This window comes from Methylobacterium sp. AMS5 (genome assembly GCF_001542815.1).
Lineage (GTDB): Bacteria > Pseudomonadota > Alphaproteobacteria > Rhizobiales > Beijerinckiaceae > Methylobacterium.
Genome location: NZ_CP006992.1, coordinates 1,872,812 through 1,892,957, shown reverse-complemented (window position 1 = coordinate 1,892,957; position 20,146 = coordinate 1,872,812). Strand labels below are relative to the sequence as shown.

General features: G+C 68.8%; 22 protein-coding genes. 9 read left to right on the top strand and 13 right to left on the bottom strand.

Annotated features, from left to right (window positions below):
* Positions 1–245: 245 nt before the first annotated feature.
* From Y590_RS08525 to Y590_RS08490, 8 genes are all read right to left on the bottom strand, one after another.
* Complete coding sequence (locus tag Y590_RS08525) at positions 246–2,765, bottom strand: TonB-dependent receptor (RefSeq protein WP_060769474.1); 2,520 nt, start codon at positions 2,763–2,765, stop codon at positions 246–248.
* A 549-nt stretch (positions 2,766–3,314) separates the two neighbouring features.
* Positions 3,315–3,944, bottom strand: coding sequence for a hypothetical protein (locus Y590_RS08520; protein ID WP_060769473.1), 630 nt, complete (start codon positions 3,942–3,944; stop codon positions 3,315–3,317).
* A 10-nt stretch (positions 3,945–3,954) separates the two neighbouring features.
* Positions 3,955–4,842, bottom strand: coding sequence for a lanthanide ABC transporter permease protein PedC (locus Y590_RS08515; protein ID WP_060769472.1), 888 nt, complete (start codon positions 4,840–4,842; stop codon positions 3,955–3,957).
* Complete coding sequence (locus Y590_RS08510) at positions 4,839–5,588, bottom strand: lanthanide ABC transporter ATP-binding protein PedB/LutE (RefSeq protein WP_060769471.1); 750 nt, start codon at positions 5,586–5,588, stop codon at positions 4,839–4,841. The genes Y590_RS08515 and Y590_RS08510 overlap by 4 nt, the downstream gene beginning before the upstream one ends.
* 10 nt (positions 5,589–5,598) lie before the next feature.
* Positions 5,599–5,874 (bottom strand): hypothetical protein, encoded by a 276-nt coding sequence (locus Y590_RS08505; protein WP_060769470.1) that lies wholly within the window; start codon positions 5,872–5,874, stop codon positions 5,599–5,601.
* A gap of 16 nt (positions 5,875–5,890) precedes the next feature.
* Positions 5,891–6,325 carry a cupredoxin domain-containing protein gene (locus Y590_RS08500; protein ID WP_060769469.1) on the bottom strand — a complete coding sequence of 145 codons (435 nt, stop codon included), beginning with the start codon at positions 6,323–6,325 and terminating at the stop codon, positions 5,891–5,893.
* Positions 6,326–6,363: 38 nt separating this feature from the next.
* Positions 6,364–7,350, bottom strand: coding sequence for a YVTN family beta-propeller repeat protein (locus tag Y590_RS08495; protein WP_060769468.1), 987 nt, complete (start codon positions 7,348–7,350; stop codon positions 6,364–6,366).
* A gap of 178 nt (positions 7,351–7,528) precedes the next feature.
* Positions 7,529–8,797, bottom strand: a complete 1,269-nt coding sequence (locus Y590_RS08490; RefSeq protein WP_060769467.1) for a lanthanide ABC transporter ABC transporter substrate-binding protein PedA1 — start codon at positions 8,795–8,797, stop codon at positions 7,529–7,531.
* Between the two features lie 230 nt (positions 8,798–9,027).
* Here Y590_RS08490 and Y590_RS08485 point away from each other — a divergent pair, with 230 nt between their 5' ends.
* The 8 genes from Y590_RS08485 (at position 9,028) to Y590_RS08450 (ending at position 15,289) form a co-directional block, all read left to right on the top strand.
* A complete protein-coding gene (locus tag Y590_RS08485) occupies positions 9,028–9,549 on the top strand; it encodes a DUF3280 domain-containing protein (RefSeq protein WP_060769466.1) in 522 nt (173 codons plus the stop codon).
* 45 nt (positions 9,550–9,594) lie between these two features.
* Positions 9,595–10,305, top strand: coding sequence for a (5-formylfuran-3-yl)methyl phosphate synthase (locus Y590_RS08480; protein ID WP_060769465.1), 711 nt, complete (start codon positions 9,595–9,597; stop codon positions 10,303–10,305).
* A gap of 5 nt (positions 10,306–10,310) precedes the next feature.
* On the top strand, positions 10,311–10,925 hold the full coding sequence (locus Y590_RS08475) for an amino acid kinase family protein (RefSeq protein ID WP_060769464.1): 615 nt from the start codon (positions 10,311–10,313) through the stop codon (positions 10,923–10,925).
* Positions 10,922–12,496, top strand: a complete 1,575-nt coding sequence (locus Y590_RS08470) for a DUF6513 domain-containing protein (protein ID WP_060769463.1) — start codon at positions 10,922–10,924, stop codon at positions 12,494–12,496. Before Y590_RS08475 ends, Y590_RS08470 begins: the two co-directional genes overlap by 4 nt.
* Before the next feature lies 1 nt (position 12,497).
* The gene (locus tag Y590_RS08465; RefSeq protein ID WP_060769462.1) at positions 12,498–13,094 is read left to right on the top strand and encodes a DUF447 domain-containing protein; all 597 of its coding nucleotides are present in this window, start codon (positions 12,498–12,500) and stop codon (positions 13,092–13,094) included.
* A 41-nt stretch (positions 13,095–13,135) separates the two neighbouring features.
* On the top strand, positions 13,136–13,669 hold the full coding sequence (locus Y590_RS08460; protein ID WP_060772213.1) for an SRPBCC family protein: 534 nt from the start codon (positions 13,136–13,138) through the stop codon (positions 13,667–13,669).
* A gap of 65 nt (positions 13,670–13,734) precedes the next feature.
* Entirely contained in the window at positions 13,735–14,265 is a 531-nt protein-coding gene (locus tag Y590_RS08455; protein ID WP_060769461.1) for an SRPBCC family protein, read from the top strand.
* Positions 14,266–14,275: 10 nt separating this feature from the next.
* A complete protein-coding gene (locus Y590_RS08450) occupies positions 14,276–15,289 on the top strand; it encodes a YncE family protein (RefSeq protein ID WP_286161874.1) in 1,014 nt (337 codons plus the stop codon).
* A 2-nt stretch (positions 15,290–15,291) separates the two neighbouring features.
* Here the strand turns inward: Y590_RS08450 and Y590_RS08445 are convergent, their stop codons facing one another.
* Complete coding sequence (locus Y590_RS08445) at positions 15,292–15,492, bottom strand: hypothetical protein (RefSeq protein WP_060769459.1); 201 nt, start codon at positions 15,490–15,492, stop codon at positions 15,292–15,294.
* 53 nt (positions 15,493–15,545) lie between these two features.
* Entirely contained in the window at positions 15,546–16,580 is a 1,035-nt protein-coding gene (locus Y590_RS08440; RefSeq protein ID WP_060769458.1) for a hydantoinase/oxoprolinase family protein, read from the bottom strand.
* Positions 16,581–16,583: 3 nt separating this feature from the next.
* On the opposite strand from Y590_RS08440, the gene Y590_RS08435 reads away from it, so the two are divergent.
* Entirely contained in the window at positions 16,584–17,279 is a 696-nt protein-coding gene (locus tag Y590_RS08435) for a HisA/HisF-related TIM barrel protein (protein ID WP_060769457.1), read from the top strand.
* Between the two features lie 143 nt (positions 17,280–17,422).
* Here the strand turns inward: Y590_RS08435 and fae are convergent, their stop codons facing one another.
* The 3 genes from fae to Y590_RS08420 all read right to left on the bottom strand — a co-directional run bounded on the left by fae (position 17,423) and on the right by Y590_RS08420 (position 19,962).
* Positions 17,423–17,935, bottom strand: coding sequence for a 5,6,7,8-tetrahydromethanopterin hydro-lyase (gene fae / locus Y590_RS08430; protein WP_003604760.1), 513 nt, complete (start codon positions 17,933–17,935; stop codon positions 17,423–17,425).
* A gap of 246 nt (positions 17,936–18,181) precedes the next feature.
* Positions 18,182–19,051 carry a triphosphoribosyl-dephospho-CoA synthase gene (locus Y590_RS08425; RefSeq protein ID WP_060769456.1) on the bottom strand — a complete coding sequence of 290 codons (870 nt, stop codon included), beginning with the start codon at positions 19,049–19,051 and terminating at the stop codon, positions 18,182–18,184.
* Positions 19,048–19,962 (bottom strand): ATP-grasp domain-containing protein, encoded by a 915-nt coding sequence (locus tag Y590_RS08420; protein WP_060769455.1) that lies wholly within the window; start codon positions 19,960–19,962, stop codon positions 19,048–19,050. The genes Y590_RS08425 and Y590_RS08420 overlap by 4 nt, the downstream gene beginning before the upstream one ends.
* Positions 19,963–20,146 lie beyond the last annotated feature (184 nt).

Below are 20,146 nucleotides of genomic sequence, written 5' to 3'. Positions count from 1 at the left end.
AATCACAGATCGCGTCTGAAGCATCGTCCTGGATACCGATCCGGGACGATGCTTCAGGCGCTTGTTTTCGCTTCACTTTTCCCGAAAGCCGGAGACCACCTTTCGGCATGGTGCTCGAGCCCGCCCCCTGGAGCTGAGGTCGGATATGGAAGCGGCGCGGTTCAAGAGAACCGCGCCGCTCGCGTCGATCGAGAGATGTCCCGGACCGGATTCGGTCCGGGAGCGTGTTCGGGCCTGAGATCCGCTCAGCCCTTCCGGACCAGCGGGAAAGGCTCGACCACGGGGGCCGCAGGCGGCGGCTCGAACAGGATGCGCAGACCACCGAAGGCCGCCACCGGCGCGCCGGGCGCGAGGCTGCGGTTCGAGGTGGCGTTGGGCACCCGGACGATCGGAACCTCGTTCACCGGCGAGAAGGTGCCGAAGGTCGCGTAGTTGGCGTTGAAGGCGTTCTCGACGTAGCCGTAGAGCTCGATGTTCGACGCCACGCGGTAGCTCGTGTTGAAGCCGAACACCGCGAAGTCGCCGGTGGTCTTGTTCTGGTTGGTCGGGTCGCCGACGAGGAACTTGCCCGTGGCGAAGCGCGCGAGCGCGCCGACCCGCCATTCCGGCGTCACCTGATATTGCACGCCGACCTTGAGCTGGTGCGGCGCGACGCCGGGCAGGCGGTTGCCCGGACGCACGAGCACGACACCGCTCTCGTCGCCGCCCGCGCTGTTGAACGGGTTGCCGGGCGCGGCGAGTTCGACCGGCGACTCGAAGGTCGCATCGACGAAGGCGTAGTCGATGAAGGCGTTCCAGCGCGGCGCGTTGTAGAACAGGCTCGCCTCGACGCCCTGCCGCTTGGTCGAGCCGACGTTACGGAAGTAGGCGCGGCCGATCGTGTCGGGGGCGGGCACGAACAGGATGTCGTCGTCGTTGCGGGTCGAGAAGAAGCCGGCCTTCCACGACAGGATACCGCCGAAATACGCGTCGGGCTGCGGGATGCGGCCGCGGACACCGGCCTCGACCGTGCGCGCCACGACCTGCTTCAGCGGCGGATCGCCGACGAAGAAGTTGGTGAGCGAGCAGGGCGCCTGCGGGTCCGCGCAGGACAGTTCGGCCGGGGTCGGGGCGCGGTTGGCTTCCGTGTATCCGCCGTAGGCGACGAGGTAGTCGGGGATGACCTTGTAGGTCGCGCCGATGCCGGGGTTGAAGCGCTGGTAGTAGTGGTCGCCGTTCAGCGCCGTACCGATCTGGTCGCGCAGGATGATCTTGGCCATGTTGAACCGGCCCTGCAGCGTCAGGGTCAGCCGGTCGGTCAGGTCGGTGTTGTTGTTGAAGTAGATGCCGCCGTAATCGTTCGAGGTCCGCACCGAGACCGGCGTGATGATGCCGTCGTCGCTGGAGACGACGATGCCGGGGGGCGAGAAGCCGCGGTCGAGCGTGAGGCCGCCGATGGAGTTGTCCGCCGTGAAGCGGGTGCGGCCACCGTCATAAGAGCCGCCGAGCACGAAGCGGTTCGGCAGGCCGAACAGCGTCTCGCGCACCACGGTCTGGACCGTGGCGCCGAAATTGTCGGTGTCGGTGCGGGTCTGGTTGAGGAAGGCGTAGGGTCCGCCCTCGTCGAAGCGGTCGGCGAAGGTCGGGTTGATCCCGCCGAAGTTGAAGGTGCGCAGCCGGTCGGTCCGCACGGGGTTGCCGGTGCGGTCACGCAGGAAGAACTGGTTGTCGTCCGCGCCCTCGGAGCAGACGAAACGCTCGTCGACCTCGCAGTTCTCCACGTCGGCGGCGTCACCGTTGGCGGTGCGCTGGCGGAACAGGCCGTAATAGGCGTTGCCCTGCACGGTGATCGTCGGGGTGACGTCGTAGGTGCCGGAGAGCTGGAAGCGCAGAAAGTCGTTCTTGGTCTGGTCGGGATAGGTGAAGACGTCGCTGCGATCGGCCTTCAGCAACTCGACCGGGGCAGTGCCGTTGCCGGTCAGGCTGTTGCTGGCGCCGATGACGTTGAAGTGGAATTCGCTCTTCTCGCCCTGCACGCCGAGATCGGCGTAGATCTGGTTGAGCCGCGAGGGCGAGTGCTTGCGCCAACCGTCCTCGCCGAGCTTGGTGCCGGCGACGTAGAGGCCGATATTGTCGATGCGCTGGCCGTGCTGGAACGCCACCGCGCCGCGCCCGAACGAGCCGCCGAGCACGTTGATCTCGCTGCCCTGGTAGGTGAAGCCGTTCTTGAGCGTCACCGCCAGCGAGCCGCCGAGCGCGTTGAGGCCGAAGGCCGGGTTCGAGCCCTCCAGCTCGATCCGATCGACGGCGATGTCGGGGATCAGATCCCACTGCACCGTGTCGCCGAACGAGGTGTTGAAACGGGCGCCGTTGAGGTAAACGGCCACGCCCTGCGGCGAGCCGCCGAGCGGCGAGGCCTCGAAGCCGCGATAGGTGATCGTCGGCTGGAAGGGATTGCCCTGGGCGTTGTTGACGCTGATCGAGCCGACGCGCTCGTCGAGCGCCCGCACCGTGCTGGGAAAGCCGACGCGCGAGACGTCGCCCGAGGTCAGCACGCTCGTGTTCTGCGGCAGCTTGTTGCGGTCGATGCCGTCGAGGACCGTGACTTCGCGCAGGCCCGACGCGGTCGAGGTGGAAACCACCCGGCGCGAGGCCGCGACCGGCGTATTCGAGACGACGCTGATCTCTTCGAGCGTAACGGCCTGTCCACCGCCCGCGCCTTGCGCCATCACATGTCCCGGAAGCAGTGCAACCGATGCGATGAGGCTGCCTCGCAGCACCCGCATTGTCATTCCCCAGCCCTTATCATTCGTGCTTGCGGCCCGTTCGAGCGGAACCGTCGCCGGATGTTGCTGAAGGAGGGGGGCAACGACAATCGCTGCCGAGCTTCTACAGGACCAATTATGATGAGACACTCAAGCTTCCGCTGAAGCGTGGTGTTCTGGCAACATGTTTCTGCCGTTCCGTCAAAGACTTACGGATAAAAAGGCAGACCCAACCAGGATCATTCGGCAATGGCTGGGCAGCTTTCGTCAGCCGCTCCGAACAAGATCGCGACAGGTCTTTCTCGCCCGAAAATCGGGCTGCCCGCACATCCCGCCGCTTCGTCACAACCAGAACAGCCGATCCCGGAACGCAGCCCGAAGTCGTTTCGCCCGAGCCAAGGCCGCATTGCATCAGACAGCAAAATTCAGGGCGGCAGTTCTCAAGGTAAAACGCTTCCACCTCCGGGGCCTGTCCTGAGTCCCGGCACGGACTCGCGGACCGGCCGGCTCAATACGCTCGTGCCGCGGCGTTCGGCGGAAACGGATTCGTCCGTTCCGACCGCAAGCGGGTCAGAGATGCGCCTGGATTCGGCGGGCAATCTCGCCCAGGCGCTGCTCCAGAATCGTCGGTACCTCGCAGACATAGGAGACCGATTGGTTGCGCTCGTCGAAGATGCGACGGTCCCAGTTGAACCGGCTTTCCAGGTCCGCGACGTCCTTGGAGGCGACCTTGGTGGAATCGGATTCCGGGCTGTCCTTGAGCTCGCTCACCTTGTCCGCCTCGTCGCGGATGCGTTCGGCGAGACGGCGCTGGCCCTGGGCGTAGCGGCTGATCCCGTTCATCACCGTGCTGCGCTCGCCGTTGATGATCTCGAACACGCCGGCGAAGACGCGGGTCAGGCGCTTGCCCTTCTCGGCCGGATCGGCCTTCTGCGCGAACTCATCGAGCAGGGTGTCGACCTCGCGCAGTTCGGTGCGGCGGGAGGCGAGCTTGCGGGCGAGCTGGGCCGCCTCGCGGTCGCTGCCCCATTCACCGGCCTCGGCGAGGTCCGGCCCGGTCCAGAACGAGCCGTAGCCCAAAGTCGTCACCTTGCGCTGCGGGCAGGGCCAATCCGGATCGGCCTTGGGCTGCGCGAGCGCAGGAGCCGCCGCGAGGATCAGGGCGAGGCAAAGCGGGGCACGAACGGAACGAGGGATCATGGGAGGTCTCTCAGGCGGCTTCGCCGGCCGGTCCGCCGCGCCGGGCCATGATGCCGCGGCCCGGATCGTAGGCGATCGCGGCGAGGGTGAAGAACAGGAGGCCGGTGCCGACCACGACGGCGCAGGCGACCGGCTCGAAGCGCCCGTAGAGAGCGAAACGCACCAGTTCGACCGCGTGGGTGAACGGGTTGGCCTGGCAGATCAGGTAGAGCCACTCGCTCGATGCCCGAACCTGCCAGAGCGGATATAGGGCAGAAGAGGCAAAGAACATCGGGAAGATCACGAAATTCATGACGCTGGCGAAGTTCTCGAGCTGCCGCACCAGCGAGGACAGGAACAGGCCGATCGCACCGAGCATCAGCCCCGAGGCGAGGAAGGCCGGCAGGGCGGCGAGGTAGCCGATGGGCGGAATGCCGGTCTCCCAGAACCACGCGATCGCCAGGAACGCATAGGCCTGGACGATGGAGACGCTGACGCCCGCGATCAGCTTGGCCAGCAGCAGCGACCAGCGCGGATAGGGCGAGGTCAGCAGCACCTTCATCGAGCCGACCTCGCGGTCGTAGACCATCGAGAGCGAGGACTGCATGCCGTTGAAGAGCTGGATCATCACCGCGAGCCCCGGCACCACGTAGGCCTCGTAGAGCACGTAGGTCTCGTAGGGCGGCGTGATCGAGGTGCCGAGCGTGTTGCGGAAGCCCGCTGCGAAGATGAACAGCCAGACGAGCGGGCGCACCATCGCCGAGAAGAACCGCTCCTTCTGATGGAAGAAGCGCAGCAGCTCCCGCCGCACGATGCCGCCCAGCGCGATGAGATAGCCCACCGCATCGAGCCGGCCCGCATGGGGGACGGGCTTGGCGGCGCCCTCGGTGCGGCCGGCGGTGTTGGACGAGGAACTCATGCGGCGGACTTCACGGCTCTCTTGTCGGGCTCGGCGACGAGGCGGCGGAAGGCACCCTCCAGCGTCTCGCCGGGGCCGCCGATCTCCCCGGCGCGACCGCGGGCGACGATGCGGCCCTTGTGCAGGACCACGGCGTCGTCCTCGGGCGCGATCTCCTCGAAGATGTGGGTCGCCCACAGCACCGACAGGCCTTCCTCGCGCACCAGGGCGCGCACGATGGCGACGATGTCGGCGCGGGATTCGAGGTCGAGGCCGACGGTCGGCTCGTCGAGCAGCAGCAGGCGCGGCGCGTGGATCAGCGAGCGGGCGATCTCGATGCGCCGCGACTGGCCGCCCGACAGCGTGCGGATCTTGTCGTCGCGCCGCTCGGACAGCCCGACGCGGGCGAGCAGAGTCTCGATGCGCGCACGCGCGGCCGCCCGGCCGATGCCGTGCAGGCTGGCATGGTAGTGCAGGTTCTGCGCGACGGTGAGGTCGGTATCCAGCGTCCGCGCCTGGAACACCACGCCGAGGCCGGCGAGCGCCCGCGACGGCTCGCGGTCGAGGGGATGGCCGAGGATCGAGACCCGGCCCTCCTGATTGTTGTAGAGCCGGGTAATCACCGAGAACAACGTGGTCTTGCCCGCGCCGTTGGGCCCGAGCAGCGCCATGAAATGCCCGCGCTCGACGGTGATCGACATGTCGGACAGTGCGGCGCGCTGGCCGAAGCGGTGGCTGACGCCGGCGACCTCAAGAGCCGCGCTCATCGTGCAACGCTCACTTCGGCAGCGCCCGCTTGGCGTCGTCGAGCGCTTCCAGGCACTCGTCGAACTCGCCCTCGCCCTGTTCGCGCTCGGCGATCTTCAGCGCGCGGGTGAGTTTTTGCGGGACGGCCTCGGGCGCCAGCTTCTCGACGCGTGCCTTCACCGCGGCAATGCCGTCGGCGCAGGCGGCCTTGTCGTCGGCGAGCGCCGGGGTGGCGAGCACCACGAGCGCAAGCAGGGCGCCACCGCGGAAGCCTCTGGGTGCGGCAAGGGAGGTGCGTGTGCGCATCTTGAGATGTCCCCCGTCACTTGACCGTGATCGTGCCGGCCATGCCCTTCTCCTCAAGCCCTTGCGCGTACCACTTGTAGGCACCCGGCTTGATGGCGACGAATTCGATGGCGATCTCGCCGGGATCGTCGAATTCGAGATGGTCGGGCGGGCCGCCGCCGTGGATCTCCTTGTGCTCGATCACGATCTGGTTGAACCAGATGTAGCGGAAGAACTCGGGCGCGTAGAATTTGTATTCCTGCCGCCCCTTGGCGACGATGCGCAGGCGATACGCCTTGCCGGCTTCCAGCTCGATATCCTTGTTCTCCACCACGAAGTCGTTGCCCTCCTCGTTTCCGAGCACGAGGTCGGGCAGGTTCTGCCGCTTCTTGGTGAGGTCGAGGGCGCCCGCTGGGGCGCTGGCGAGCATCAGGGCCGCAGCGGCGAGGCCGAGGCGCGTCGTCCATGTCATGTCGCTTCCTCCCATCGCCGTTAGCCGGCGAACTGAACTCATTTCTTCGAGATCGCCACGCCCCAGGGCAGCAGCCCGACCGGGATGCTTTTCACCACCTTCAGCCCGTCGACATCGATCACCGACACGTCGTTGGAGGTGCCGTTGGTCGTGTAGAGCTGCTTCTCGTCGGGCGTGAAGGCGAGCTGCCAGACGCGCTGTCCGACGGGCAGGTACTTCTGCACCTCGTAGGTCTTGGCATCGACCACCGCGACGCGGTTGGCCGGCCCGAGCGCCACGAAGGCGCGGGTGCCGTCCTTGGTCAGGCGCACGCCGACGGGCTGGATCTGCTCGTCGGTGACGCTCGGAATCTTGAAGGTGATCTTCTTGATGACCTTGCGGGTGGCCACATCGATCACCGAGACCGTGCCGCCGACCTCCGCCGACACCCAGAGGAACTTGCCGTCCGCCGAGAACTCGGCGAAGCGCGGCCGGGCATCGACCAGGACGTTGTCGATCACCTCGAAGGTCTTGGTGTCGATGAAATGGGCCATGTTGGTGGTCTCGGAGGTGTTCACGAGAATCTTGCCGTCCGGCGACAAGCCCATCCCCTCCGGCTCGACGCCCACGGGCACCTCGGCCAAAACCTTGTTCTTCTCGATGTCGAGGATGGTGACCTGGCTGTCGTCCTCGTTGGCGACGTAGAGCGGGTTGCCGCTCTGATCGAGGATGAACTGTTCCGGGTCGGGCCCGGAGCGCAGGGAGCGCACCACCTTGCCGGTCGCGGTGTCGAGCACATCGATGCGGTCGTCGTCGCTGGCGCAGACGAACAGCTCCTTGTCGTCCTTGGAGAGCGTCACGCCGCGCGGGCGCCGCCCGACCTTCCAGGTCCCGGTCACCGCCAGGGTCTCGGTATCGATGACCGAGACGGTGTTGGCCTTCTCGTTGGTGACGTAGGCCGTAAAGGCTTGCGCGCTCCCTGCGCTCCCGAGCGATACGCCCGCGAGCAGCGCGCATCCCAGTCCTGCCCTCAAGCGAGCGACCATCGGCGTCCTCCCTGTCGTTTCCGGCGCGTCGTCTCGCGCGCCTGCGTCCACATCGGCTGAAGCGACATGGCCCCTGCGGCCCCGTCGCTCAAAGAAGAAACAGATGATCGGCAGAACCTCACCGGGCGGTGGATTGCCGCATCGACCGCCGACACGCCCGGATCGCTCGCGCGACCGGTCACGGCAGCTTGCACGCGGTCTCCGGCATGTCGGCCCCCAGCGTATCGAGCGGCGTGCGCTGGTGGATGAAGCCCTGCTCGGGCGCCACCGAGACCATCGCCCTGGGCTGCACCACGATGACCGGCTGGCGCAGCTGGTGGTCCCAGGGCCGATAGGTCAGGGAGACGCCCTTGTAGGCGGGCAGCGAGAATTCGGGCTTCACGAGGTGGGCCGCGAGCGTGGCCGGATCGGTGCTGCGCGTCTGCGTCGCCGCCTCGCCGACCGTGCGCACCGCTGCCCAGACCTGATAATCGAGCGGCCGCATCAGGCGGCTCGCGAGCCGCCGGAAACGGTTCTGCGCCTGGGCCGCGCCCCAGGTCTCCAGGGTCGGGTGCCATGTGGTCGCCATCAGCCCCTGCGTGCCGGCCACGGGGCGCGGATCGACGGTGCGGAACGGGACGTAATCGCCCCAATCGCCCTCCTCGTCGGCGACCACCGCCAGATCGTAGTCGAGCCCGCGGGTGAACACCATCGCCTCGGCCCGGGTCGGCGTGTCGCCGCGGGCCTTCGCCAGGGGCCCGAAGGTCCAGGGTTTTTCCGCGGTGATCTTGAGGCCGAACTTGCGGGCGGAGTTCCGCATCGCCTCCGCGTAGGCCTTGTCGCGCTCGGTCGGGCCGGTGATCAGAAAGAGCTTCCGCCAGCGCATCAGCGTCAGGTACTGCGCCAGCGCATCCGTCTGCATGGCGCGGCTCGGCAGCACGTGGAACAGGTTGGCGCGGCAATCGGCCCCGCGCAGGCGGTCGTCCGGCGCGCCGGCATTGAGGATGACCGCGCCCGTCTCCTTCAGCGCGTCGGCCACCGCCAGCACCTCGGTGGCGGGCAGGGCCAGCACGAAGAACCGCACGCCCTTGGCCGAAAGCGCCTTGGCCGCCTCCACCGGATCGCGCTCGCCGTCGAGGGCGACCTCGTCCAGTGCGAAGGTCTGCTTGGTGAAGCGGCCGGTGGTGTTGTTGTCCTTCACCGCCATGCGCGCGCCGGCCACGCCGAGGTCTTCAGGATCGGCCTCGGCATCGTAGGACGAGGGCGCCGGCACCGGGCGATAGAGGATGGCGATGTGGGTCTCGGAGCCGGGGACCGGCGCGGGCGTCTCGGCGGCGGGGGAACCCGGCGGCGGCTCGCCGGTGGCCGCCTTCGGCTCCTGGGCGCGGGCATGGATGGGAGCGGCCAGGAAGGCGGCCGGGCTGGTCGCGAGACCGGCGGCGAGGAGGAGCGGAACGGACAAACGCATTGCCCGGCACGCTAGCAACATCTTGCCACCGGCCTCAACGAGAGAAGCATAAGATTTTCATAAGATGCGCGATCGAGCGATCGCGGGGCCGGCTTTGTCACGCGTCGCATCGCCGTTGCCGGACATGCCGACACGCTCCGGGGCGGTCGCGCCGACGCTTGCCAAATCCTCCGGGAAACCGAGTTAAAGCCCGTCCGCGCGGCCCCGCGCCCGTCCGAGGCTCTCACCCCATGCGACTTCGCGCCCTCCTGCCCGCCCTCGCACTCCTGTCCACGCTGAACGGTGCAGCCTCGGCGGAGGATGCGGCGCGCAAGGCTGCGATCTTCCCGGCGGAGGTGAACGATCCGACGCTGGCCTACGGCCGCAAGCCGCTGCCGGCCGACCAGAAGCGCCTCGACCTCGTCACCGACGTGCTGCGCAAGCAACTGGCCGAGAAGGGCGGCCTCGAGAGCGTCGATCTCGGCCCCCAGGCGGAAGAAATCCGCAAGGAGAGCCCGCTCTACAAGTGCAACGACTGCGTCGCTCCGATCGCCAAGGCGCTGGGCGCGGAACTCGCCGTGACCGCCTTCGCCGACAAGGGCGCCAACCAGTTGTTCAGCCTCGTCGTCACCATCGCCGAGGCCGAGACCGGCAAGGTCGTGCGCCGGGGCCAGGTCGTGATAAGAGCCAACACCGACGACGATTGGTCCCACGCCACGCGGTGGATCGTGAAGAACCGCCTCCTGGCCGAGCCGCTGCCCGGCCGTTCCTGAGGCGGGGCTTGTGCGGGCGCGCAAGGCTGAGCAAGAACGTTTCCCGTGTCCGACATCGTATCGATTTCTTCCGCGCGTCCCCGCCTGCTCGTCAGCGTCCGTGGGCCCGACGAGGCGCTGACGGCGCTCCGGGCCGGTGCGGACCTGATCGACGCCAAGGATCCCGAGCGCGGGGCGCTCGGCGCGCTGCCGCCCGAGACCGTGCGCGCCATCGTCGCGGATGTCGGCGGGCGGGCGGTCACCAGCGCCGTGGCCGGCGACGGCACCGGATGCGAAATCGCTGTGGCCATCGCGACCATTGCCGCAACCGGCGTGGATTTCATCAAGATCGCTGTCGGTGCCGCGGACGATGCGGCTTTGGCCGAGGCCGCCGCGCGGGCGCCGGGCCGAGTCATCGGCGTGCTCTTCGCCGAGGATGACGTGGCCGCGGATGGGCCGGCACGCCTCGCCGCAGCCGGCTTTGTCGGTGCGATGATCGACACCCGCGGCAAGAACGGCACCACGCTTTGCACTCTCATGGCCGCGCCGCAGCTGGCGGACTTCGTCGCCGGATGCCGCGCGCACGGCCTGATGAGCGGGCTTGCCGGCTCGCTCGGCCTCGGCGACATTCCGGCGCTCGCGCGGCTCGAGCCCGATTATCTCGGTTTCCGCGGCGGCCTGTGCCGCGCCGGCGACCGGCGGCAGGCGCTCGACGGCGCGCGGGTGGCGCAGGCTGTGACCGCGATGCGGGACGGCCCACGGGCCGACGCGGCGTAAGGCATATGACAGGCGTCCCCCCCGCCCCTCCCCGCTTCACGGGAAAAATCGACGGCGCCGTGGTCAAGATCGGCGGCAGCCTCGTCGCCGACCGCGCGCGGCTTTGCGCCATCCTCGCCGAATGCGTGGAGCAACCACCGGTCGCGATCGTGCCCGGTGGCGGCGCCTTCGCCGAGGCGGTGCGCGCGACCCAAGCGGCGCTCGGCTTCGACGACACCCTCGCCCACCGCCTCGCCCTCGACGCCATGGGCCGCATGGCCGAAGTGTTTTGCGCCCTCGAACAGCGCCTGACCATCGCCGCGAGCCCTGAGACCGTTGCCGATGCCCTCGCACAGGGCCGCTCCGTGATCTGGGATCCGGTCGCGCTCAAAGCGGGTCATGCCGAGATCGCCGAAAGCTGGGACGTCACCTCCGACAGCCTCGCCCTGTGGCTCGCCGCCAGGCTCGGCGTCGATCGCTGCATCCTTGTGAAGTCGGCAAAACTTCCGCTTCAGGCCGATCCTGCAGCCCTCGCACGAGCCGGCTTCGTCGATGCCGCGTTCCCGCGTTTTGCCGCCGCTTATCGCGGTGCGATCGTGATCCGGGGCCCCGAGGATGTCCGCCAAAGGCACGCCGCATGAGCGCGCCCGAACATCTCGTCTTCATCACCGGCAAGCTGGCCCATGCCCGCCTCGAAAAGGTCGCGGCCACGCTGCCGGCCGAGCGGTTCGCCTGGAGCATCGCCGATGCCGGGGTGAAGGTCGCCGCGCTGATGACCGAAGAGATCATCAAGCGCCGGGTGCAAATGCCGGAGGGCGCGACCCGGATCGTCCTGCCCGGCCGCTGCCGTGCCAACCCGGAGGCGCTGAGGGCCCATTTCGGCCTTCCGGTCGAGCGGGGGCCGGACGAGATCGTTGATTTGCCGGCTTATCTTGGCCTGACCGGGCGCAAGGTCGATCTCTCGCGCCACGACCTGCGCATCTTCTCCGAGATCGTCGATGCCTCGAAGATGACGCCCGACCAGATCCTGGCCAAGGGTCTCGACCTCGCCCGTCGCGGCGCGGACGTGATCGATCTCGGGGGACTGCCCGACACCGCGTTCCCCCATCTCGAAGACAGCGTGCGGGCCCTCAAGGGCGCCGGTCTGAAGGTCAGCGTCGATTCCTTCTCGCTGGACGAGTTGACCCGCGGGGCGCGGGCCGGCGCCGACTATCTCCTCAGCCTCAATGAGGAGACGCTGGACCTCGCCTTCGAGACCGACGCGGTGCCGGTCCTCGTGCCGATGCGGCCCGACGACCTGCCCTCCCTCGACCGCGCCATCGAGCGGATGGAGCGGGCCGGCCGGCCCTTCATGGCCGACCCGATCCTGGAGCCGATCCATTTCGGCTTCGTCGATTCGATCTGCCGCTACCGCGAGATCCGGGCGCGCTGGCCGAACATCGAGATGATGATGGGCACCGGCAACCTCACCGAACTGACCGAGGCCGACAGTCTCGGCGTCACGGCGCTCCTCGTCGGCATGTGCTCGGAACTCAGCCTACGCAACGTGCTGATCGTGCAGGTCTCGAACCACACCCGCCGCACGGTGGAGGAGCACGACGCCGCCCGCCGGGTGATGTACGCGGCCAAAGAGGACGCCGCCCTGCCCAAGGGCTACGGCCGCGAATTGCTGGCGCTGCACGACAAGCGCCCCTTCGTGCAGACCTCCGATGAAATTGCGGCTCTCGCCGCAGAGGTGCGCGATCCCAATTACCGCATCGCCGTCGCCGAGGACGGCATCCACGTCTACAACCGCGACCGTCACACCACCGGCACCGACGCGATGGCCTTCTTCCCCGAACTGAGCGTGGAGAGCGACGGCGCGCACGCCTTCTATCTCGGCGGCGAGTTGACCAAGGCCGAGACCGCGTTCCGCCTCGGCAAGCGCTACGTGCAGGACGAACCCCTCGATTGGGGTTGCGCTGCCGACCGCACCCAGGAAGACACCACCGCCTTCAAGGCAGCCGGACCGACGAAATCGGCGCACACCAAGCATAGCGGCCCCGCGGCGCCCGCCGCCGAGCGCGCGACCCAGGCCGATCCGGAGCGCGACGCCGCACCGCCGCGAACCGAGACCGGGGATGGTACGGCATCGGAGCGCGACCCGCTCAGCGAGCCGAAGGGCGGCCGCATCGTCTGCGGCCGGCTGGTGCCCGACGAGGACCGGAATTGAGATGCCGCTGATCTTGGAGACCGTCGTCACCACCCTGTCGGCGGCCGGCGCACTGCATCTCGTGCCGTTCGGCCTGATCCGCGAGGGCGAGAATTTCGTGCTCGCCCCGTTCCGCCCCTCGCCCACGATCGACAACCTCGCCGAGCGCCCCTACTTCACGGCCTCGGCCCCGAGCGACGTGCGGGTGATCGCGGGCGTCGTCACCGGGCGGCGCGATTGGCCGGTGGTGGATTGCGATCACATTCCCGGGAGACGCCTCGCCGAATGCTTCGGCCATGCCGAGTTCGAAGTGGCCGCGATCGAGGACGATCCGCAGCGCCCGCGCTACCGCGGGCGGATGGTGCATGCGGTGAGCCACGTGCCGTTCATCGGCTACAACCGGGCGCAGGCCGCGGTGATCGAGGCGGCGATCCTGTCCACGCGGCTCCACATGCTGGAGCCGGAAAAGGTCCTGACGGAGATGGCCTATCATGCCATAGCCATTTCCAAGACCGCCGGCCCCGCCGAGCGCGAGGCCTGGGACTGGATCGAGGACAAGGTCGCGGGAGCCCTGGGACGCACCGGCCGCGTCCTCGACGGGACGAGCCGCCCCCTGTGAGGCGCCGACAGACTGAACCGATGCTCAAGGAGATTTCCGGTTTGAAGCGGATCGCATGGCTCGCCGCCGCGGCGCTCGCCGTCACCACGGTCGGGGCCGAGGCGCAGCACGCGCCGACCCGGCGCAAGATCGTCGAGAGCGTCACCATCGACGCCTCCCCCGACAAAGTCTGGGCGGTGGTCGGCAACCCGGCCGATGCGGGCTGGATCGAGAACGTGGCGCGCGGCGAACCGCAGGGCAGCGCGGACAAGCCGATCTTCCGGCTGACGCTGAAGAACGGCCACGTCATCGTCGAGGAGAGCCGCAAGCTCGATCCGGAGCATAGAAGCTTCGGCTATTACATCCTCGAGAGCGAGGTCACCGACCTGCCGGCCAAGGATTACTCGGCCACGATCTCGGTGCGGCCCGAGGGCGCGCAGGCGCGGGTCGAGTGGCGGGCCGCGTTCTACCGCGGCCATCCGAACAACGACCCGCCGCCCGAACTCAACGACGAGAATTCGGAGAAGCGCGTGCGGGCCTGGATTCATGCCAGCCTTGAGAACCTCAAGGCCCGGCTTGAGAAGAGCGGCTCCTGACACAAGTCGCTCGAACGAGGGGTGAGGCTGCCATGCTCGGCGGCCTCAACGGGAGGAGAAAAACGATGAAATTCAGGACGCTCGCCGCCGTGGCGGCGCTTGCCACGGTGACCTTCGCCGCGCAGGCCCACGGCCCGACCCGGCAGAAGGTATCGGAGTCGATCGAGATCAACGCCCCCGCCGACAAGGTCTGGGCGATCGTCGGCAACTTCCAGGACGGAAGCTGGATTCCGGTGGTCGAGAAGACCGAGGGCAAGGGCGGCAACGAGGTCAAGGCGACCCGCACGCTGACCCTGAAGGGCGGCCCCACGGTCGAGGAAGAGCTCGCCAAATACGACGCCGAGAAGAAGCTCCTCATGTATCGGATCACCAAGGTCGACGTGAAGACCCTGCCGGTGAACGATTATTCCTCGACGATCGAGCTCGAGGGCGACGGCGCCAAGACCAAGATGACGTGGCGCGGCGCGTTCTATCGCGGCTACATGAACAACGATCCGCCGCCGGAACTGAACGACGAGGCCTCCAAGAAGGCCGTGCTCGGCCTCTACAAGGCGGGGCTGGAGAACGTGAAGGCCAAGGCCGAAAAGGGTTCGTAAGGGCTCGACGATGCGAAAGGCCGGCGCACTTCGATTCACTCGGCGGAGGCGCCGGCCGTCCCACCCTCTCCTCCGCAGCGGGGGGAGGTTTTGGGCCTGGGGCCTCGTCTGCTTGGCCTGGCTGCCCGCCCACGCCCTGGCGCAGCAAGCCCTCGTCACGGCGCAGCTCGGCAACGCCGTCGAGATCATCGACCTCGGGTCCAAGACAATCCTGCAATCGATCCCCGTACCGGGGGCGCCGGCGGGCATCGCTCTCTCACCCGACCGGAAGACCGCCTATGTCACCCGCCCCGAGGGCCACGGCGTCTCGGTCATCGATCTCGACGCGCGCCGGGTGACCGCGAGTCTCGATCTGCCCGGTGGCCCGCTCGGCATCGGCGTCAATCCGAAATCCGGCGAGGTTTACGTCGCGGACTGGTACGGTGCCCGTGTCTTCGTGCTGCGTCCGAATGCGGCGGGCCTGACGCTGGAGGGCGAGATCGCCACCGGGAAATCCCCTTCGGGCATCGCGGTGACGCCGGACGGCGCCACGCTGCTGGTGGCCAACCGCGAATCCGACACGGTCTCGATCGTCGACGTGGGAAGCCGACGGGAGACGCGGCAAGTATCCGTGGGCCAGCACCCGTTCGGCCTGACCCTCTCGGCGGACGGTCGCTACGCCTACACCGCCAACGTGGTCTCGAACGATGTCTCGGCCATCGACGTCGCCGCCGGCCGCGAAACCGGCCGCGTCACCACCGGCCAGCGGCCCTACGTGATCGCGTTCGCTGTCGGCAAAGGCTTCGTGACCGACCAGTATTCCAACACCGTGACGGTGTTCGACCCCGCCACCTTGAAGACATTGGCCGCGATCGATGTCGGCGATCACCCCGAGGGCATCGCCGCCACCCACGACGGGAAGACGATCGTCGTCGCCAACTGGGGCGACAACGCCCTGAGCCTGATCGACCCGTCGAGCCTTCAGGTCACCGGCACGATCGGGACCGGCGACGGGCCCCGCGCCTTCGGGGACTTCCTGCGGTAGCGTCAGGCGGCCGCGGGCGGTTCGCCCGAGCCCGTCTCGGCCGGCGAATTGAGGACGTCCTCCAGCTCATCCACGAGGCGGTCGATCTGGTCCTCGCTCGCCAGCACCCGTGTGGTCCGGCCGTCCTCGGTGACGAAGGCCAGCTCGATCGCCTCCCCGGTGCGGGTCGCCAGGATGCGGGCGAGCTTGTTTCCTGCAGTCATGCACCTCTCCTTGTGACCATGTCCCCGTCAACGCGCGGGAACGGCCCCGTTCCTCACCCGATCAAGCCGACGGCCACCGCCGGGCCGCAGGTCGAGACCCAGGCGGCATCGTCACCGTTCAAGCATCCGGCGATGGTCTCGGTGAGCGGCACCGGGCGGCGTCCGAGCCGGGCGGCCAGCCGCTCGGCCAGGAAGCGGCCGGCGCCGCAGACCACGAGCGGCGCATCCGCGGGCAGATCGGGGCGCGAGAGCAGCACGGCGGCGGCATCGTGCAGGGGGCGCAGTTGCGCCTCTGCGAACCACGCGGCCAGCGCCCGCCATTCCTCGGCACTCCCCTCCCCCCGGTCGCGGCCGACCATGCGGGCGAGCCGGATCTCGGTCTCGGGGATCGACTTGCCCTTGAGGTCGGCGCTGTATTGCTGGTCGGCGCCCTCCGGCAGATCGCCGGTGAGCCGATAGATGTCGGCGGTGCTGGCGAAGGTCTCGGCCATCAGCCGCGTATGCCGGCCGCGCCAGGGCGCGTGGGTGGCAAAGGCCAGGAGCGGCGTGCGCACCACGCCGGTATAGACGAGTTCGCCCGTCTCCAGCCGCTCGGCGTCGCTGTAGCCCTGCGCGGCGGGCCGGCCCGCCACGATCGGGATCAGGTCGGCGGTGGTCGAGCCGATATCGACCAGCAGCGCTTGAGGGACGTGCCGGCCGATCAGGGCGGCAGTGGCGTGCCAGTTGGCCGAGGCGATATCGGCCGCATGCGCGCGGGCGTTGTCGGCCGAGACGAAGCCGGCGCGGCCGGCATAGATCCGCACGCTGCCTTTGAGCACCGCCGCCGCCCAGGCCGAAAGTTGATGCACCCCGTCCGCCCGGTCGGCGAAGCAATCGGTCAGCTCGCCGGTCATGGTGACGGCGTGCACGGCCTCGCCCCGCACCCAGCCCGGCAGTTGCGCGAAGGTCTCGTCCAGGGCGGGGACGCCGCGCCAGAGCCGGCAGGGCGCCTGCACCGCCTCGACCACGCGGCCCTCCTCGACGAGCGCCGCCTTGACATGCACCCCGCCGAGATCCCACCCGATGACCCTGGTTCCAGTCCGGTTCACGCGATGTCTCACGGTTCTGAGGGGCGGCCGTTTCGGCTGATCCCGGTGATCGACCTGCGCCACGGGCAGGTGGTGCGCGCCCGCGCGGGCGAGCGTGACGCCTATGCCCCGATCGATACCCCCTTGGCCAGAGGCTCGCGACCCGCCGACGTGGCCCGCGGCCTTCTCGATGCCGTCGGGGGGGACCGGCTCTACGTCGCCGACCTCGACGCGATCATGGAGGGCCGGGCGCCCGACCGTGCCAGCCTCGAGGCGGTGGCCAGCGCCTGCCCAGGGGTGACGCTGTGGGTCGATGCCGGCTTCTGTGATTTCTCGGGCGTCGCGCGTTTCACCGCGTTCGGGCTCGGTCGCCCGGTACTCGGCAGCGAGAGCCAGCGGGATGCGGACCTCGTGCGTGCGCTCGGCAACCGTGCCGTGCTCTCCCTCGACAGCCGGGGCGCGGAACGGCTCGGACCGGACACCCTGCACGACGATGCGGAGACGTGGCCCGAGGATGTGATCGTGATGACGCTGGCACGGGTCGGCACCGGGACTGGTCCCGATATCTCAGGGGTGTCGCGGGCCGTCGAGGCGGGCGGGGGTCGGCGGATCTACGCGGCCGGCGGCGTGCGCGGGCCGGAGGACGCGGCACGCCTCGAAGAGGCCGGGGCGGCCGGAGCGCTGGTCGCCTCGGCGATCCATGACGGGCGGCTGCGCTGAGGTTCAGGCACGCGCCCAAAAAGAAAGGGACGGCCGAAGCCGTCCCGATCCATCAACTATCGTCCAAGGAAGATCGAAGCCAGTCGCTGGAGCAGACCCCGCGGTGCGGGCGGAGGCTCGCTCTGCCCAGGACTGCCTCCGATCTAAGCGTTGGCGGCGAAGGGGTGGGTCGCCGACTTGCGCTGCTCGGTGACGACCGAAGCCTTCGGCTCGCCGTTGACGGCGCGCTGGATCGAGAGCTTGGTGGCCTCGTAGTTGTACTTCTGGATCTTGGCGTCGTCGGCCGCTTCCCAGTGGATGAACACGCCGACCAGCACGTACAGGTCGTCGGCTTCGTCGGCCGGGATGATGCCTTCGGCAACCGCGTCCTGCACGGCCATGGCGACGCCATGCTGGGCCGGGCCGAACATCTGGACGGCCTGACGGGCGTCGTTGATGGTGACCTTGTTGAACATCAGCGTGTTCGGCTTGCACGGCAGGTTCGGCGCGATCACGGCGAGCAGGCTGGTGAAGCCGTGCTTGTTGTTGACCAGACCGTTGCAGAAGGCCGTCTCGGCGGGCGAACCGCGCGGTCCGATGATGAGGTCGATGTGGGCGACTTCGTTGCCGTCGCCGACGAGGGCCTCGCCGACCTGAACCTTGGTGATCTTTGCCATTCGGGGTCTCTCCCTGGATTCCGGAAAAAAGGCCTGGCCTGAGAGGAGGCGAGGCCTGGAAGCCATCCTTGTTTGCGGCGCCCGGCTGAGAGCCGAGCCGGTTTGCCCGGATAGCGGGGCGGACCCTACAGCGGGCCATTCCGCCGAACAACCCGCGCAAAGCCCTGAAATCGGCGATTTTTTGGAAGCCGGGGGGCCTTGACGCGACAAGATTCGTCCCCTCGCGGGCGAGGGCCCGACAAACGCTCAGACGGTCTCGCCACGGGCGGACAGGAGGGCGTCGAGAAACAGCGTCGCGACGGTGAAGTCGGCGCTCGTGCCGGGATTGAGGCCGGCCTGCTTCAGCGCGCGGTCGTAGTCGAGGAGCTGCTCGACCGGCGCTGTTGCGAGATCGAGGCCTGCGAGAGACGCCTGCGTTTGCGCCCGCACCGCCTCGGCCCGCTCGGGGCCGTGCTTGCGGGCGATGTGGCTGTCCGGCACGGCCATGAGATAGGCGAGATGAACCGCGGTCGTCGTCCAGGGCGGGACGAGCCCGCGCGCCCGCGCGCCCACCAGCGCCGGCAGGCCGATCGCGAAAAGATCACGAAAACCGTCCGTGTAGGCGCGGGCGATGCGGTCGCGCGGGGCGGCCTCCGCCATCGCCGCGCGCAGCGGCGGGACCGCTCCGTCATCGGTTCGGGACACGTCGTGGCGCTCGGCCCGGCCGAGGCCGCCGGGATTGGCCCGGCGGATCGCCGCGAACACGTCGCGGGAATCGGAGGCATCGAACCCCGCCAGCACGGCGTTCAGGGCCTCGGTCAGCGGGCCGGGCTGCTCCGCGGCATAAGCGAGCGGCGCGCAGAGGAGCAGGATGCCGAGATTGGTGTTCTGCTCGACGGCGGCGAAAGTCGCCTCGACCCCGCCGCGCACCCGCTGCCCGACGCGCGCTCCCGCGGCAGCGAGCGGCGGTGCCGACACGTCGGCACTGGTGACGAAATCGGCCACGACCATGCGGTGGCCGGGGGCGTAGCCGTGGACGTTGCCGGGTTTCAGCGCGTCGAGTTCGGCGAGGCAGGCGGCCCGGTAGAGGTCGGCCACCGTCGCCGCAGACAGGCCGCCGGGCGGCGTCCCGCTCATCCGAGCGCCGAGACCAGCCGCGGCGGGCGAGCGGCGCGCACCGCGTTGAGGAAGCCGCGCGCCACCGCCCCGGCGATGTCGACCTCCGTCACCTGCTGCAGGCCGGACCAGGCCGGCATGGAATTGACCTCCAGCACCAGAAAGCCGCCTTCGCCATCCTCGACGAGGTCGATACCGGTATAATCGACGCCGACCGCGGCGGCGGCGGCCTCGGCGAGTTCGGCGGCGCGGGCCGGCACGTCCCAGGCGAAGGGCCGGCCGCCGCGGTGGACGTTGGTGATCCAGCCGTCGCCCTCGCGGATCATGCCGGCGATCGCCCGGCCCTCGCAGACGAAGACGCGGTAGTCGCGCCACAGCCCGTCGGCACGGGCGACGTAGCGCTGAAGGTAGTAGACACCGCTCACCGCCTCCTGCGCCGGCAAATCATCGGGGTTTTCGAGGAGCATCAGCCCCTCGCCCTGCGAGCCGAACAGGGGCTTGAGCACGATCGGTTTTCCCGGCCGCGCCTCGCGGGCGACGATCTCGGCCGCCGCCTCGCGCTTCGAGACGACGAAGGTGTCGGGCGTCGGCAAGCCGGCGCGGGCGATCAGAAGCGAGGTCGCCGCCTTGTCCACCGAGCGCTCGATCGCCGTCGGCCCGTTCCAGACGGTGACGCCCGAGGCGACCAGCGCGTGGAGCACGCCGAGCCGCATGGTGGTGGCCTCGAACGTGCCGCCGGCGATGGTGCGCAGCAGGACGCCGTCGGGCAGCCCGTCCTCGAAGCCGGGCACCCGCAGCGGCTCACCGCCACCGGTGACCACGGCGACGTCGGCGAGCGAGAACAGCAGCGGCTCGGCTCCGAAGCCCCGCAAGGCCTCCCGCAGCCGCGCCTTGTGCCAATTGCCGTTGTCGGCCGCGAGCCCGATGCGCATTCGCTCTTTTTTCCGTTTTTCTCAGAGCCTGTTTGACCGAGCTGATCGGGTGTTCATGCCGGTCCTCATGCGGAGGTGCCGAGCGAAAGCTCGGCCTCGAAGCACGCCGGAACGACCGATCCTGCGGCACCGGTCCCTTGGGGTCCGCGTCGCGGCGTGCTTCGAGGCGGCTGACGCAGCACCT